16 protein-coding genes are annotated in these 14,183 nt (G+C 55.1%); 8 read left to right on the plus strand and 8 right to left on the minus strand.

What is annotated here, in order from left to right; translation table 11 throughout:
- Positions 1-198 precede the first annotated feature (198 nt).
- Positions 199-798 carry a transcriptional repressor LexA gene (gene lexA / locus AC6T8Q_RS06835; protein ID WP_500678361.1) on the plus strand — a complete coding sequence of 200 codons (600 nt, stop codon included), beginning with the start codon at positions 199-201 and terminating at the stop codon, positions 796-798.
- A gap of 76 nt (positions 799-874) precedes the next feature.
- Here the strand turns inward: lexA and AC6T8Q_RS06840 are convergent, their stop codons facing one another.
- The 4 genes from AC6T8Q_RS06840 to AC6T8Q_RS06855 form a co-directional block, all read right to left on the minus strand.
- Entirely contained in the window at positions 875-2,230 is a 1,356-nt protein-coding gene (locus AC6T8Q_RS06840; RefSeq protein WP_500678362.1) for a sigma-54-dependent transcriptional regulator, read from the minus strand.
- Positions 2,231-2,240: 10 nt separating this feature from the next.
- Entirely contained in the window at positions 2,241-3,869 is a 1,629-nt protein-coding gene (locus AC6T8Q_RS06845) for a sensor histidine kinase (protein ID WP_500678363.1), read from the minus strand.
- A 155-nt stretch (positions 3,870-4,024) separates the two neighbouring features.
- Entirely contained in the window at positions 4,025-5,212 is a 1,188-nt protein-coding gene (locus tag AC6T8Q_RS06850) for an LptF/LptG family permease (protein WP_496922340.1), read from the minus strand.
- A gap of 86 nt (positions 5,213-5,298) precedes the next feature.
- On the minus strand, positions 5,299-6,621 hold the full coding sequence (locus AC6T8Q_RS06855) for a protein phosphatase 2C domain-containing protein (RefSeq protein ID WP_500678364.1): 1,323 nt from the start codon (positions 6,619-6,621) through the stop codon (positions 5,299-5,301).
- A 272-nt stretch (positions 6,622-6,893) separates the two neighbouring features.
- Between AC6T8Q_RS06855 and AC6T8Q_RS06860 the strand changes: the two genes are divergently transcribed.
- From AC6T8Q_RS06860 to AC6T8Q_RS06870, 3 genes are all read left to right on the plus strand, one after another.
- A complete protein-coding gene (locus AC6T8Q_RS06860; protein WP_500678365.1) occupies positions 6,894-7,460 on the plus strand; it encodes a PEGA domain-containing protein in 567 nt (188 codons plus the stop codon).
- 75 nt (positions 7,461-7,535) lie between these two features.
- Positions 7,536-7,790, plus strand: a complete 255-nt coding sequence (locus AC6T8Q_RS06865; RefSeq protein WP_500678366.1) for an antitoxin family protein — start codon at positions 7,536-7,538, stop codon at positions 7,788-7,790.
- Positions 7,787-8,182, plus strand: coding sequence for a type II toxin-antitoxin system VapC family toxin (locus AC6T8Q_RS06870; protein ID WP_500678367.1), 396 nt, complete (start codon positions 7,787-7,789; stop codon positions 8,180-8,182). The genes AC6T8Q_RS06865 and AC6T8Q_RS06870 overlap by 4 nt, the downstream gene beginning before the upstream one ends.
- A 19-nt stretch (positions 8,183-8,201) precedes the next feature.
- Here the strand turns inward: AC6T8Q_RS06870 and AC6T8Q_RS06875 are convergent, their stop codons facing one another.
- The 4 genes from AC6T8Q_RS06875 to AC6T8Q_RS06890 form a co-directional block, all read right to left on the minus strand.
- On the minus strand, positions 8,202-9,317 hold the full coding sequence (locus AC6T8Q_RS06875; protein WP_496922343.1) for an MlaD family protein: 1,116 nt from the start codon (positions 9,315-9,317) through the stop codon (positions 8,202-8,204).
- 27 nt (positions 9,318-9,344) lie between these two features.
- Positions 9,345-10,151: an ABC transporter ATP-binding protein gene (locus tag AC6T8Q_RS06880; RefSeq protein ID WP_500678368.1), complete on the minus strand. Its 807-nt coding sequence runs from the start codon at positions 10,149-10,151 to the stop codon at positions 9,345-9,347.
- Complete coding sequence (locus AC6T8Q_RS06885) at positions 10,151-11,023, minus strand: MlaE family ABC transporter permease (RefSeq protein WP_496922345.1); 873 nt, start codon at positions 11,021-11,023, stop codon at positions 10,151-10,153. Before AC6T8Q_RS06885 ends, AC6T8Q_RS06880 begins: the two co-directional genes overlap by 1 nt.
- Before the next feature lie 459 nt (positions 11,024-11,482).
- Positions 11,483-11,926, minus strand: coding sequence for a hypothetical protein (locus AC6T8Q_RS06890; RefSeq protein ID WP_500678369.1), 444 nt, complete (start codon positions 11,924-11,926; stop codon positions 11,483-11,485).
- A 180-nt stretch (positions 11,927-12,106) separates the two neighbouring features.
- Between AC6T8Q_RS06890 and AC6T8Q_RS06895 the strand changes: the two genes are divergently transcribed.
- The 4 genes from AC6T8Q_RS06895 to AC6T8Q_RS06910 all read left to right on the plus strand — a co-directional run bounded on the left by AC6T8Q_RS06895 (position 12,107) and on the right by AC6T8Q_RS06910 (position 14,179).
- A complete protein-coding gene (locus tag AC6T8Q_RS06895) occupies positions 12,107-13,018 on the plus strand; it encodes a tetratricopeptide repeat protein (protein ID WP_500678370.1) in 912 nt (303 codons plus the stop codon).
- 140 nt (positions 13,019-13,158) lie between these two features.
- Complete coding sequence (locus AC6T8Q_RS06900; RefSeq protein WP_500678371.1) at positions 13,159-13,413, plus strand: hypothetical protein; 255 nt, start codon at positions 13,159-13,161, stop codon at positions 13,411-13,413.
- A gap of 125 nt (positions 13,414-13,538) precedes the next feature.
- On the plus strand, positions 13,539-13,769 hold the full coding sequence (locus tag AC6T8Q_RS06905) for a hypothetical protein (RefSeq protein WP_500678372.1): 231 nt from the start codon (positions 13,539-13,541) through the stop codon (positions 13,767-13,769).
- Entirely contained in the window at positions 13,766-14,179 is a 414-nt protein-coding gene (locus AC6T8Q_RS06910) for a type II toxin-antitoxin system VapC family toxin (RefSeq protein WP_500678373.1), read from the plus strand. Before AC6T8Q_RS06905 ends, AC6T8Q_RS06910 begins: the two co-directional genes overlap by 4 nt.
- The last annotated feature ends 4 nt before the right edge of the window (positions 14,180-14,183 follow it).

Raw genomic sequence — 14,183 nt, forward strand, 5'->3', positions numbered from 1 at the left:
AGCAGAAAAGCCGATATCACTCGCTTGTCTTTGCATTCTAGCCAGTGACCACAAAGTCGGCACACCCTAGGGAAGACCACTTTTTAGGTCCAACCACAAAATACTGTACAGATGCGCTTGTCATGTGTACGAACGTATATTAAGATTGCTTGCTGGTCCAGTTCGTGGGCCTAAGGCACATTCTCGAAAGGACTCCCCATGTCACTCGATCAACTTACGCAACGGCAACGTCAGGTTTTCGATTTTATCCGCGATAAAATGACTGGCCGGGGCTACGGTCCGACCGTCCGTGAGATCGGCGAGAACTTCTCGATCAATTCGCCCAATGGGGTGATGTGCCACTTAAAGGCTTTGGAGAAGAAAGGCCTGATTACGCGTGAACCCAATATGTCGCGAGCGATCCAGCTTACCGATGCGGCACGTGAAGACCGAGGCATGCCGCTCGTGGGACAGATCGCGGCCGGGAATCTGACCGAAGCCATCGAGCAAGCCGAGCGTTTTGAATTCGACGATTGGTTCGGTCAAAAAAATCTCTTCGCCCTCAAGGTGAAGGGAGATTCGATGATCGAAGCAGCCATCGCCGACGGCGACTTGGTGATATGCCGCAAGGCCCGCACCGCCGATAAGGGGGATATTGTCGTGGCCCTCACCGACGAAGGGGAATCGACACTTAAGTATTGGTATCCCGAAGCAAACCGCGTGCGGCTTCAACCGGCCAACTCATCAATGAAGCCAATCTACTGCCGCAACGTCAAAGTTCTCGGCATAGTGACCGGCGTCGTCCGCAAAGTCAGCTAATAATTTAGCCGCGGTGCTCGCACCGCGCTAAAGTCCATAGCCATAGACGCGATTCAACGAATCGCACGGCGCTACATCACGCACTCTGCTCGAGCGTGCTCACCTGATTGATCTTGTTGTACAACGTCTTCAGGCTGATGCCCAACTCGTCGGCCGCCTTCGGCTTGTTGCCGTCATTGCGGTCCAAGGCTTCGTGGATCGCTTCCATTTCCAAATCGCGCAACGTAATCACACCGCGGCGACCTCGTGCCGCGCCTTGCAACTGCCGTGAGGCCAGTTGTGGTGGCAAATGCTCGGCCCGAATCGGACCCGAATCGCACAAGATCGTGGCGTGCTCGATGACGTTGGCCAACTCGCGAACATTTCCCGGCCAGACGTGCGACAGCAGGATTTCGATCGCATCATCGGCAATCAACGCATCGATCGCCTGTTTGCCCCCGCGGTGTCGGGCGAGCAAATGCCGCGCGAGATCAGGCACGTCTTGAACACGCTCCCGCAACGCCGGCAAGTTGATTTCAAAGGGATTGATACGATACATCAAGTCTTCGCGGAAATCTTCCGAGGCGACCATCGCTTGCAAGTCACGGTGCGTGGCACAAATCACGCGGACATCGACCTGGGTGGTCTTATTCTCACCCACGCGGCGGATTTCGCCGCTTTCGAGTACCCGCAATAATTTAGCCTGCATTGCCTTGGGGAGTTCGCCGATTTCGTCGAGGAAGATCGTTCCCCCGTGGGCGACTTCAAACAAACCAACGCGATGGTCGTCGGCCCCCGTGAACGCGCCCTTGCGATGGCCGAAGAGTTCGCTTTCGATCAAAGTTTCGGGCAACGCACCGCAGTTAATCGCCACGAACGGATTTTCCGAGCGATTGCTATGCTCGTGCAGCGCGCGGGCAACGAGCTCTTTGCCAGTCCCGGTTTCGCCAAGAATTAACACGGTCGAATTCGTGGGGGCAACCTTCTCGATGAGAATGCGCACCTTTTGCATCGCCGGAGTATGACCAATCAGTCGCGGCGTGCCCTCGAGTCGTTGCACGCGATGCTGCAGCGCGCGATATTTTTGCGTGAGTTGCCGTTTGTCGGAAACTCGTTTCAAGAGTGCTTGTAATTCAACGAGTTTGCAGGGCTTGGTGAGGTAATCGAACGCACCGTGACGGAGCGCGGCAATCGCCGTTTCCATCGACGATTTGCCCGTGAGGACGACCGCCTCGGTGTCGGGCGACACTTCCTTGCAGTGCGCGATCACACCGATGCCATCGCGGCCCGGCATGTCGAGATCCACCAATATGCAATCGTAGGTGTTCTTGTCGAGCGCGGCCATTGCCGTCAGACCGTCTGGACAGACCGTCACGCGGTGACCCAGACGGGGCAACTCGAGCTTCATCAGTTCTTGCAACGACGGTTCATCATCGGCAAACAACAGGGTCAATCCTTGACCGTTAGGCTGCTTGGTAGAGATGGCTCTTCTCCTTAATATTATGATGAGTCGGCAACGCAACCACGAATCGCGATCCGCATCCTACGCCCGCGCTCGAGGCTTCAATCGTGCCGTCATGTTCTTCCACAATCTTGTAAGTAATCGAGAGTCCGAGTCCCGTCCCCTGCCCTCCACGGCGGCGGGTAAAGAATGGCTCGAACAAATGTTTCCGCACTTCGTCGGTCATGCCGCAACCGTTATCCTCGACGATGATTTTGGCAAGACCTTCGTTCTGAGTCAGCGACACTTTCACCGTCCCACCGGTGTCGAGGCTTTCCAGGCCATTGGCGATCAAGTTGAGCACCACCTGTTTGATTTCTTGGGCATTGACCGCAATTAACACCGAGTCGCCAGGAACGAGTTCCAGGTTCTTGCCTTTGTGATTCCCCAGATGCTGCACCATGTCGATCACACCCGCGACAAGATCGCGCAGGTCGGTGAGAATCCTTTGTGAATCTCCCATCCGCGCGAAATCAAGCAGCTTCTCGGTGATTTGCTTGCAGCGGAACGCTTCCTTCTGAATCATTTGCAGGTAATGACGCACCACCTGCACGTCTTCATGCGACGAGCTGTTGGAACCGTCCAACAATTCTTCCACCCGCGAGTCGAGTGATTCGCTGCACAAAGCGATCGACGCGAGTGGGTTGTTGATTTCGTGGGCCACGCCTGCCGCCAGGAACCCGACGCTGGCTAATTGTTCGCTCCGCACGACTTGGCTGGTGCGTTCCTGCACTTGGCGGTCCAAGTCGTCACGCACCTCTTGGAACCGAGCGGTCATGTTGTTCATCGCCACGGCAAGTTCACCCATCTCGTCTGATGCTTCCAAATGGATGCGGTGATCAAACTTGCCCAGCGCTACCTTGCGTGAACCTTCTACGAGCGTTTGTAGCGGCACGGCAAACCAACGAATAAAGCCGCGTACGGAGATGACCAACAACACGATCGCCACGCCAACATTAAACCAAGCCACGATAATCGCCGTGCGATATTGGGCCTTCACGTTTTCGGCCAAATCTTGCAACCGAGTATGCAGATAACTGGGAAGCTCCGCCACGTGCAGGCGAAGTTGATCCACTTGATTTCGTAATTTCTCCACCCTCGAAGGACGCGAAAGCCAATTGTCGCTGTTCTGAGCTTTTTCGTCCTCGCCTCCAAGCACATGAACGGCCTCATCGATCTTGGTGAGCGTTTGACGTTCGAGGCTATCGTCGCCCAGTTCGAGACCCCCTTCGCTGCTCGTGAGATCGAGTTGCCGGCGGTAGCGTTCGATCGATTCAACAAGCTCGGCAAATTTCGTGCTGTATTGCTGATTTAGAATCAACAGGTCGTAAGACGAGATACGGATTTTGTGTTCGTCGTTGGAAAGGTCGATTCGTTCCGTGGCTTGGCTGAGGATCACGCGCAGATCGTTGACATGCCGTTGAATGTCGCTCGCCAACGGCAACTCAGCCGAACGGGCGCTCAAGCTCCGTACCAAGCCGCGATAGGCGTAAAGTCCGTAATACGCACTGCCGAAGAGCGCGAGAATCGCCACTAGGAATAATCCTAGGCCGACCTTGAGCTTCGTGCGAATGGGCCAATGATGGGGCACCGACGACCTCCGTGTCGCGATTGGTGCAACGGCGTGCAAAAATGAGTTTCTCTGAAACTCAACGGGACGCGGAGTCTAGCACCGTTCTTGTAAAAATGACAATAGAAGTGTGCAAGTGCTATCACTGCGTCTGTTCGCTTCAGCGAACAGACTCGCTAAAAACGCACGATCCGTCGCATCAAATAGACGCCAATGCCTGCTAGCACCAGATTTCCCAGCCACACAGCGGGGGAAGGGATCGTGCCCGACTTGGCCATGTCCAAACAGCCGACCAGCATCGGATAGTAGATCAACAAAATCGGGGCGAAGCACATGAAGAAGCTCCCCCAGAATTCGCCATGTTTGCGCCACATGGCCATTGGCGCGCCGATCATCACGAAGCACAAACAACTAAAACCGTTCGCCCAGCGCCGATGGGGCTCGGTATAAAACCGCTGCAATGTGACACGGTTGTATTCCAAGCTTTTTTGCTTAGCCAGCCAATTTTGATCCGCCAGCTCAAACGTGCGGCCCGTCATCAAGGCGTTGGAAACATCGGCGGCCATCTCTTGTTCCAGCTCGGCGACTTCCCGTGCCTGTTCCGCCTTTTGCACGCCGATTTCACGTAAGGCGTAATTGGAAGGGCTCCGCGTATTGCTCGTTTGACCGCTGAATTCACTCAGCGAAATCGGAAACTCCGAAATCCCAGGATGTGAGACTGCCCCTTTGCCGCCGAAGTCAATTTCGGCATTCGTAAGCTTCAAAAGCACGCGTTCGTTCGCGGCGTCGGCACGTATTTCCGCTTCATCGGCGGTCAGCGTCCAAGCCGGATCGTCGTCGTTGGCAAAGAACAGAAACGTCGGTTGCAGCAGCCGTTTATCCTGCACCCGCCGCACGGTCACTTTGAGTTGGTCGTTGCTGTAAGAGCGGGTCGTTCTCAACCGGCCATAAATAATTTCTTCCAGCGAGCTGAAAAAAACTTTCTGCACGCCTTCATGTCCCCACGAGACGGCCATATCGTTGATCCACACCGTGGCGAAACTCACGAGTGTGGCTAGCACCAGCGTCGGCCACACGAGCGTCATCGGCGAGATGCCCAGCGATTTGAGAGCAACGACTTCATTGGCATTGGATATACGGCCATAGATCGTTGTCGTGGCGAGCAGCATCGTTCCCGGCACGGCAAATTGCATCGCCTGCGGCAGCATGTAGGGCAGCAAACGCAAGAGTGGCACGAGCCCCAACCCTTTTTCCACCGCTTCCTTGCCGACTAGCACAAAAAAGACGATCCCCGTCATCGCCGTGAGCGTTAACAGAAAGACCGCTAGCAGGTCGAACACAATATAGCGCGTGAGAATCCGCATGGGGCCAGACTGTAACAATCCCCACGCAACCTGCAAACGACAATCCGCATGCTAGCAGCCGCTCGCGGCTTAGCGCTCAATCTTGCTCACGCCAAATCCACCGTCGAATCACTCGGCTTGGCGAGCTTCGAATCCCGCAATGCCTGCATCAAGCGCCGCACGGCCGCACAGTAGGCCACGACCGCTTCTTGGAAATTACCGTGGGTGACCGCTTCATGCGCTTTTTCACGGTCTTGCTGAATCGATTTCCAGTCGACGTCCCAATTGCTGTGGCCTTCGAGGTCCTCAAGCTGGCGCACGATGTCGCCCAGCGTGCTAATACTCGTCGCACCGGGGGCACAATCGTAACGTCGATAAGGAGCCTTGCCGTGTAGGCCCATATAATGAGAACTGTTGAAAGACCCACCGCCGTTCGAGCGCTGCGTCCAAGCGACTCCCGCTGAGACGAGCAACCCAGCCAGCGCCAGTCCGCTCCACGCATAGTGCCCGGTCATCAGTAATCCCGCGGTCAGAAACGTGCATGCAATCAGCGATAACCAAGTGACAGGATGAACTGATTTTTTACGGGCGCTCTTGCGTTGCACAGGGATTGGATCGTCAGGGGATGCTTCGAGACCCAACTTGCCGGTGTCGGCCACCTCGACCAACACGGCGGTGATATTGTCGGGGCCTCCCAGCAGATTCGCGAGATCGATGAGTGTTTGCGCGGCGTCGTTGAGTGGCAAACTGCTCAGTACCGCGCCAATTAATTCCGGCTTAAGCGGACCGGTGAGACCATCGCTGCACAACAGAAAACGATCCCCCGGCTTCACACCGAACGGCCCTTCGACATCGACTGACACCGTGGGGTGCGGACCCAACGAGCGTGTGATCACGTTCTTTGGGACATAGGCGGGAATCTCTTCTTCGGTGGCATGTCCCGCGGCTGCCATTTCCCAAACCAGACTGTGATCAAACGTGAGTTGCTCGAAAGTATCATCGCGCAAACGATAAATACGACTGTCGCCCACGTGGGCCGCCAACGCGCCTTGCGGCAACACAAGCAAGCAACTGCACGTGGTCCCCATGCCTTGAAAGTCGACGCTGTTCGAGCCCTTGGTATAGATGACCGTGTTGGCTTCCCGAACCGCATCGACGATGGCCTGACTCGCCGGCATATCCGCACGTTTGTGATAACTGTGCGGCACGGTGTCGGTGGCGAGTTTGCTAGCGAGCTCACCTGCGGCGTGGGCCCCCATGCCGTCGGCGACCATAAACAGATGGCCATGCTTTTGCCACTGCGAAGTCCCCTCGGCGAGCAACACGGCCAGCGAATCCTGATTGCTCGAACGCCGCATCCCGACGTCGCTCACCGCAGCGCAGCGCAATCCTCCAGCAGAGTATTCCAGTTTTCGAGACGGGCTGCTCATGCGGCGGCAAAACCTGGCGTACCGCATTGAAGCGGTGGGAAAAAGAATCATGCATCCGGCAAGCTAGCTATTCTACCCAGCCTTGGGGGTGATTGATAGCGGTTCAAACCGTCTTCCATGTCGGCCTAAGCCCCGAAAGTCGCCATAGCCAGCAGAACTTATGATTTCTATACTTCCGCCCCCGTTTCTCTCGATCCCGTTGGACTTATTCCGAATTTGAGTCGTCCGTCATGCTCATTGGGCAACCAATTCATCGATCGACTTTGCGAATTATGGCTTGCCTAGTACTGGTCAGCCTGATGGTGCTCCCCGGCTGCGTGCGCCGACGTCTCATGGTGCGCAGCAACCCACCAGGGGCCATGGTTTATGTCGACAACCAACTGATCGGCACGACCCCATGTGCCACCGATTTCATTTATTACGGCACGCGCGAGGTTCGCTTGGTGAAGGCTGGGTTCGAGACGCTTACCGTCAATCAACCCATCCCCGCGCCGTGGTATCAGATTCCCCCGCTCGACTTCTTCAGCGAGAATCTGAATCCGCACAAGATTCAAGACTTCCGCACGGTCACCTATGATCTCACGCCGCAAGTGATGGTGCCAACGGAGCAACTACTCAACCGCGCCGAAGAATTGCGTCAAAGCACGCTGCAAGGAGCCATCTTGCCGACTGCTCCCGCGGTCGCACCGGTGTTGCCGCCGGGGACACCTGTTGTTTTGCCTCCGGGTGTGCAGCCAGGCGTCACAGCGCCAGAAACATTGGGCCCCGCGCTGAACACGCTTCCCACACCCTCGGGAACTCTCCCCCAAGGCGGCCAAACACTCGAGCCAGTCCAATAGCCGCTCGCGGCTTAGCGGTAAGTATTTACTGGCAATGGCTTCCGGGACAACGTATGATTAACTCCGGAGACAGCCATGAATCAAATGATCGACGCAATTTACGATGGCGGGGTATTGAAGCCATTGATCCCCCTTACGCTTCCTGATAACACTCGCGTCAGAATCACTCTCTCCACGGAAACACAAGACGATAACGATCAATCCCTTATTGCCCAGCAAAAGGCGATTCAAGAATTCCAAGCCGTCGTGCGTCAATCCAGTCAGCATCAAAACAAAGATGGCTGGTCAGTTCGCCAGCACGATCAGATTCTGTACGGCGAATCACAATGATCTTCGTGGACACAAGTGCTTGGTTTGCGGCATCAATTGTGGAAGATCCCGATCATGCTCAAGCAAATGGCTTGTTAACGAATCCCAGTGACAGATTGATCACAACGGATTACGTTTTCGATGAGTTGATGACGCTCATGTCGGCCCGTGGCCATCGTTCTGTCGCAAAACAGATAGGACGGTTGATAATTTCTGGGAGCCTTTGCGAGGTCGTCTGGGTGTCCCAATCCGATGTTGAGGCGGCTTGGCAGATTTTCGACACATTTGAAGACAAGTTTTGGAGCTTTACGGATTGTGTAAGTTACTCTGTTATGAAAAGGCTAAACATTACGGAAGCCTACGCGATTGACGAACATTTTCAGCAATTTGGCTTTGCTCAAATTCTTCCTTAAAACTCTATCTTGCTGAGGATCACTTCACTGGTGTTTCACGATTTTTTGGAACGATACCTCGTGCGATTCGTGCCGGATCACGGGCCAGCTTATCAGTCAGCACCCAGATGTTATCGAGTATCTGTTGGATACGGCGTTGAATAAACTCGCTATTGATCATCAGCCGCACGTCGCGAATCGCCGCTTGGGCTTCGTTCACGGTGTTCCCCAACCGATCGTAAAGTTCTTGGTCACGCAGCAGTTTGCCTATCGTCCCTTCACCAGAATTGACGTTCTTGGCCAAGAGTGCAGCTTCGGCAAAGACTTGGCTAAGATTGTCGATGCTGGCTTCCATGCGGTTGACGAGTTCTGGACCACGTTCCCCCAACGGACCGGTGAGACCTTGAAGGTTCTGTAGGTTTTTGTCCGCCGAAGCGAGCGTCCGTTCCAACACTGCCAAGATCTCACGGGCATCCGAAACGACCTGCGGAATTTGCGTGAGCCCTTGCCGGAGATCGGCTTTAAATTGTTCGTCGCCCAGCACGTCCTCGACATCGGCCATCACGCGGCCAAAGTTGGTGAGTGCCGCATCGGCCGAATCCATGACTTGCTTCAGCCGATCCATGTCGGTGTCGCCGATCACGCTGTTGAGTTTGCCGGCCAGTTCGGCCACTTGCTGGCCAGCTTCACCGAGCGACTGGATTGCGATTTTCAGATCGCCCTGCATATTCGAGAGTAAGTCCAGCGGACTCGGCACGAACACGCCGCGCAGTGGAGGCCCCCCTGGCTTCACCACGACGGCGTTGGCAGCAGGCCCCGCCGGCGAAAAGTCGATAATCGCGTCGCCAATGAGCGACGTGGTAATTCGCGCAACTTCGTTGCTCTTGATCTCTTTATTGCCGTCGATGTTCAGTGTAATCAGCGCCCCCGTGTCGGTATCGGCCACGGTATCGACACGACCGATGAGTACGCCGCGTCGACGCACGGGCGTATCAGGGGCCACGCCGGGCGCTTGGTCCACCAAGATTTGTAACTGATATTGGCTACGAAACGGCGACCACGAGAAATCGCTGCTCATGAGAATCAGTACGACCGTGATGATCGCCGTGGCAAAGACCACCACGCCGACGCGAAATTGTTTTTTACGTTCGTCCATGTTCGTATCCTTGTGCGCAGCCTCACGCTAAGCGAGGCCTTCGCTCATTTCTTCAAGCCGATCGCCGGCTTCGCCGTTGTAAAACTGCGAAACCCGCGGATCTTTCGAGCGTTCGATTTCTGTTGGCGTGCCGTCGAAAATAATCTGGTGTTCGTCGTCCTTCAGCCGTGACGTTGGATAGAGCATCACAATCCGGTCCGCAACTTTCGTGGCCGACTTCATGTCGTGCGTGACCATGATGCTTGTGACCTGATTGTGGCTTCGTGTGCGCATCATCAGCTCGTTGATCACGTCGCTCATGATGGGATCGAGTCCCGTGGTCGGTTCGTCGTAAAGCAAAATCTCCGGGTGCATCACCAGCGCCCGCGCAAGCCCCACTCGCTTGCGCATGCCGCCGGAAAGCTCGGCAGGACGTTTGCGTAACACGCTCTTAGGCAGCCCGACCTCCGCCAAACGAGCGTGCATTTCTTCGGAATGATTGCGCGCATCCTGCGGGCGATGTTGCCGCAAGGGAAATAAAATATTTTCGGCAATCGTCATGCTGTCGAAAAGCGCGGCATTTTGAAACACAAAGCCAAAACGCGTTCGCTCTTGGGCCAGTTGGTGATCGGTGAATTCACTCAGCTGGTGGCCATCAAAAATGACGTGACCCCGGGTTGGTCGAATCAAGCCGATCAAGGTTTTCAAGAGCACGGTCTTGCCGCAGCCGCTTTCTCCGATGATGGCCAGCGATTCGCCCACTTTCACATCGAGCGTAATATCGCGCAGCACTTCCTGCCGCCCGAAACGGACTTCCAGATCGTTCACTTCTAAGAGGGCTTGTGCGGCAACCATTACGTTTTTGGCAGCATCAGGCTGTTAGGCCAGATCCAACTATAAATTTGATCGAGGAAAATGCTCAGGAACAAATCGAGCGTGATGATCATTACGAACGATTGCACAAATGCAGTCGTGGCGGCTTGACCCACGCCTTCAGCGCCCGGTTTGCAGTGGAATCCGCGATAGCAACTCAAGATGCCGATCGTTGCTCCGAAAAAGACGCTTTTCACAACACCATAGATCAAGTCCCAAGTCTCGACAAACGATTTCGCGTTGCGCGAATAATGCTGCATGTCGATGTTCAAGTAGAAAATGCAGAATGCCGCGCCACCAACCACACCGCAGAAGACGGCCATGATCGTCAGCGAAGGAATGAGTAGTAAGCAACTCAAGAAACGTGGCACGACCAAATATTGAATCGGGTTGGCCCCCATGCTCGACAGCGCGTCGATTTGCTCGGTCACCCGCATGGTGCCCAATTCCGCGGCCATGGCGCTGCCGACTCGGCCGGCGAGCATCGTCGCGGCCAAGACGGGTCCAAGTTCGCGAAGCATCGTCCGATTAATCACGCCTCCGAGTTGTGTTTCCAACCCGAACGCGCGGAATTGATTGTAAGATTGCACCGCCAAGATGATGCCAATGAAAGTTCCCGTAAGAGCCACCACCGGCAAACTCAGCACGCCAATCTGGTACATGTTGTTGTAGAGCGTGTCACGACTCGGCAGCCGTGTTAGTAGCCACCTGATCGTTTGCCAGGCAAAGATCGTGATCCCGCCGATCGTTTCGAGAAAGCGTAGTACGACCGCCCCCAGCTCAGTGAGCGGGTCGGTGAAATAGGACACAAGTCCCCGGCGTCCATTCGGCGTGTAATCGAGGCCAGTCGACATGAAGGCTTGCACTCAGGTGTGAAATCGCGGCGAGCGCGCAGTGCGGCTCAACTTCAATTTCGACCAACGGAGATTACTGCTTGAGCAAACATTGACGATTCGGCCGAGATGGCTGATTGGGGGATTTGCGAAGTGCCGCGGTTGCCAGCACAAAACAGAAGGAACCGGTTGGCCCTGCGAGGGATGCCAACCGGTTCCTCAATATGGTCCCACTCGAAATCGGCTCGTGGCGAGCTTTGCAGCGTCATACGATCGACGCACTAAGACGAGGTTGTGCGAAGACAAGCTCTTTCAACAAACCTCTCAGTGCGGGTGGGTTGTTTGTTGATCTGCCATGTCTTGCGGACGTGTTCTTCGTAACGCATCAAACGTGCCAATGGCTCGCACGAGCTCAATTCACCGCGATTTGACGACGAACTCCGTGCCAGCAGTGGCGATTGCGCATGTAAGAATTGCAAATTATTCCTCACTGACAGTCAGATTACGCAGCACGCTGGCTAACATCGCGCGAAACACGAGCTCCACTTGCGCGAACTCGCGGTCTTCTGCCTGACAGATCAACAGGTAATTCGCTGCGGGTGTTTCGATTCCGCGTAGCCAACAGGTGTTCGTGAGGTCCAGATAGAAAAAATTGACCGTAAACCCCTTGACCGTAAAACCTTCGACCAAGTCGTTTTCGGGTTCCACCTCGATCTCTTCATATTCGCTCCGCAAGGCTGCCAGCACTTCGTCGAACAATGGTTCAAGATCTGTTCCCGGCGGGTACTTACTCAGTTGCCAGAAGGCCGTATGGGGGCTGGAAACCACCACTTGCTGGTTGGAGTCAATATCCTCACTCTGATCGACCGACCAATTATCGGGATACTCAAAGCGGAGGCCAAATTGATCGAAAGTTGCTGGCATCGAAGTCATCCCTTTCCTATCAGGGAGGGCTCGTGGGGTTATGTTTTGCTAGCACGCCAGCATATCAAATCGAATTCGACTCGCCCATGCCCAGCCGTTGGCAGCGAGTGCCGTTGTGGTACGTCAAACCGGTTTGCTATCATCCGCCGCTATTTTCCATCGCCTTCAGCACGGTCGACCATGGTTGGTTCTTTCCGCATCGTGTGGCTTGTCGCAGCGAGTTTGCTCGCGCTGTCGCAATACGGCTGCGCGCTCCCGGGCAAGAAAAAGGTCGTGCCCGATTCGTTGGTCGCTTGCCGCGAACTTTCGCGAGAAGGGATCACCGCGATGGAAACGGGCGAGTACGATCGCGCGCAGTCGTTGCTGGCCGAAGCTGTAACCACGAGCCCCACCGACGTCGACGCGCGACGCAGCCTGGCCGAGGCTTTGTGGCAACAAGGTTCCTATCGCGATGCCGCCGTGCAAATGGAAGCCGCGGTGCAGCTTGATCCGCGCGATGCACCCACCGTGATTCGCGCCGGCGAAATGCTCTTGGCCGTCGGGGCCAGTGATCGTGCCATGAAACGCGCTGAACAGGCGATCTTACTCGATTCCAACTTAGCCGGAGCCTGGGCCTTGCGCGGGCGATTGTACCGGCAACGGGGCGAACTCGATCGGGCGCTGGCAGACATGCAACATGCCTTGCGTTTTGCTCCCAACGACCCAGGTGCCCTCCTTGAAGTCGCCCAGATCCAGTTTGAACTTGGCAAACCACAACGCAGTTTGGCGACGCTCCATTGTTTACTCGACACGTATCCACCCGGCGAAGAACCGCAGCAAGTGTTGTGGCTCGAAGGTTTGGCGTTCAGTTCGTTGGGACGGCACGTCGAAGCGGTCGAAAGTTTGCACGCCGCCAGCGTCCGTGGTCAGCCCCGGCCTGAGCTTCTCTTCCAACTCGCTCAAGCCGAACAGAGCGCAGGTCAGCGCGATGCCGCCGAGAATTCACTACGCATGGCGCTTGCGCTTGACGAATCGCACGAGCCGAGTCGCGTGATGCTCGCTCAATTGCAGCAGCACGAAGACTTTAGCCAGGGCGGCACGATTCTCCGTTAGCCCGTGCAATTGGCGCGACCGCTACTATCGCGCCCCACTACGGCAAAGCACTTGATTTCACTCCTGAGGCTACGAAATAAGGTATGATTATTTTGTTTGCAGCCCGCCTTAGCTTCGTCCCACCTGCCAGGAGCTTGACCATGTCCAGCCTTACCGCACCCTTGCCCCCTTCTGAATTTAACGTCTCAGATTTTGTCGACCGCCGCGAACCACGGGGCGAAGGCAATGCTCCCAGCAAGGAACGCCGTCAGTTCGCCAACAGCCATGATGAACTCTCATCGGAAGCCGCCGAATTGGCGTGCGCGATCGATCAATACAAGCTTTTACACCGCCGCCGATTTATCAACTTCGAGGAAATGCTGGGCATCATCAAGGCGCTTGGTTACAGCAAGTAAGCCACTTTGTCACGACGAAGCTAGGCAGAATTCAATAAGGAACGCCGTCCGCGGCGTTCCTTTTTTTGTTGAGTATTAAGGGACAAATGTTGATTTTGCCACTGTCTCAGCAGTAAACTGATACTATGCAAATCACGATTCCTCATAACGCGGAACTTTGGCTAAAACAGCAGGCCGAACAGTCTGGCTTTGCGAGTGTTCAGGAATATGTTCTCGCCTTAGTTTTGCCTCCACAGCCAACCGGAACTCGCAGTTTTTACGAAGCCGCCAGCGCAGTCGGACTTATCGGCGGTGGTTCAGATTACGCCTGTGACTTATCCACCAACGCCGAGCATATGGCGGATTTTGGCAAATGACGCGCCGGGTATTGATTGATACCGGCCCTCTCGTCGCGATGCGAAACACTCGCGATCAGCATCGTGCACGAGTCGAACAACTTGCTCAAAGCTTGCCAGAGCAATTATTTACCAGTTGGCCAGTGATCACTGAAGCGGCTTTCTTGTTGCGCAGCCATCCTCAAGAAGTTCAGATTTTGCTTGAATCCATTAGGCGAGGCGTTCTAGGAATTTTGCCGTTAGCTGCGGTAGATATACCTGCCATTGCCAAAATTATGGAAAAGTATGCTGATCAAACTCTTTCGCTGGCTGACGCTAGTTTGATGTATCTTGCTGAACGTGATGACATCCTCGAAGTATTTACCATTCATGCAAAAGACTTTTCCCTGTTCCGAAAAGCAGATGGCTCAAGTCTAACTTTGGTTACTTAAACGG

Origin of the sequence: Bythopirellula sp. (assembly GCF_041737835.1) — a bacterium.
Lineage (GTDB): Bacteria > Planctomycetota > Planctomycetia > Pirellulales > Lacipirellulaceae > Bythopirellula.

Coding starts and splice junctions, on each gene's coding strand:
- AC6T8Q_RS06860 (WP_500678365.1), top strand. CDS start 6,894: ATGGCTTGCCTAGTACTGGTCAGCCTGATGGTGCTCCCCGGCTGCGTG.
- AC6T8Q_RS06900 (WP_500678371.1), top strand. CDS start 13,159: ATGTCCAGCCTTACCGCACCCTTGCCCCCTTCTGAATTTAACGTCTCA.
- AC6T8Q_RS06855 (WP_500678364.1), bottom strand. CDS start 6,621: ATGAGCAGCCCGTCTCGAAAACTGGAATACTCTGCTGGAGGATTGCGC.
- lexA (WP_500678361.1), top strand. CDS start 199: ATGTCACTCGATCAACTTACGCAACGGCAACGTCAGGTTTTCGATTTT.
- AC6T8Q_RS06910 (WP_500678373.1), top strand. CDS start 13,766: ATGACGCGCCGGGTATTGATTGATACCGGCCCTCTCGTCGCGATGCGA.
- AC6T8Q_RS06870 (WP_500678367.1), top strand. CDS start 7,787: ATGATCTTCGTGGACACAAGTGCTTGGTTTGCGGCATCAATTGTGGAA.
- AC6T8Q_RS06905 (WP_500678372.1), top strand. CDS start 13,539: ATGCAAATCACGATTCCTCATAACGCGGAACTTTGGCTAAAACAGCAG.
- AC6T8Q_RS06880 (WP_500678368.1), bottom strand. CDS start 10,151: ATGGTTGCCGCACAAGCCCTCTTAGAAGTGAACGATCTGGAAGTCCGT.
- AC6T8Q_RS06850 (WP_496922340.1), bottom strand. CDS start 5,212: ATGCGGATTCTCACGCGCTATATTGTGTTCGACCTGCTAGCGGTCTTT.
- AC6T8Q_RS06875 (WP_496922343.1), bottom strand. CDS start 9,317: ATGGACGAACGTAAAAAACAATTTCGCGTCGGCGTGGTGGTCTTTGCC.
- AC6T8Q_RS06890 (WP_500678369.1), bottom strand. CDS start 11,926: ATGCCAGCAACTTTCGATCAATTTGGCCTCCGCTTTGAGTATCCCGAT.
- AC6T8Q_RS06885 (WP_496922345.1), bottom strand. CDS start 11,023: ATGTCGACTGGCCTCGATTACACGCCGAATGGACGCCGGGGACTTGTG.
- AC6T8Q_RS06865 (WP_500678366.1), top strand. CDS start 7,536: ATGAATCAAATGATCGACGCAATTTACGATGGCGGGGTATTGAAGCCA.
- AC6T8Q_RS06895 (WP_500678370.1), top strand. CDS start 12,107: ATGGTTGGTTCTTTCCGCATCGTGTGGCTTGTCGCAGCGAGTTTGCTC.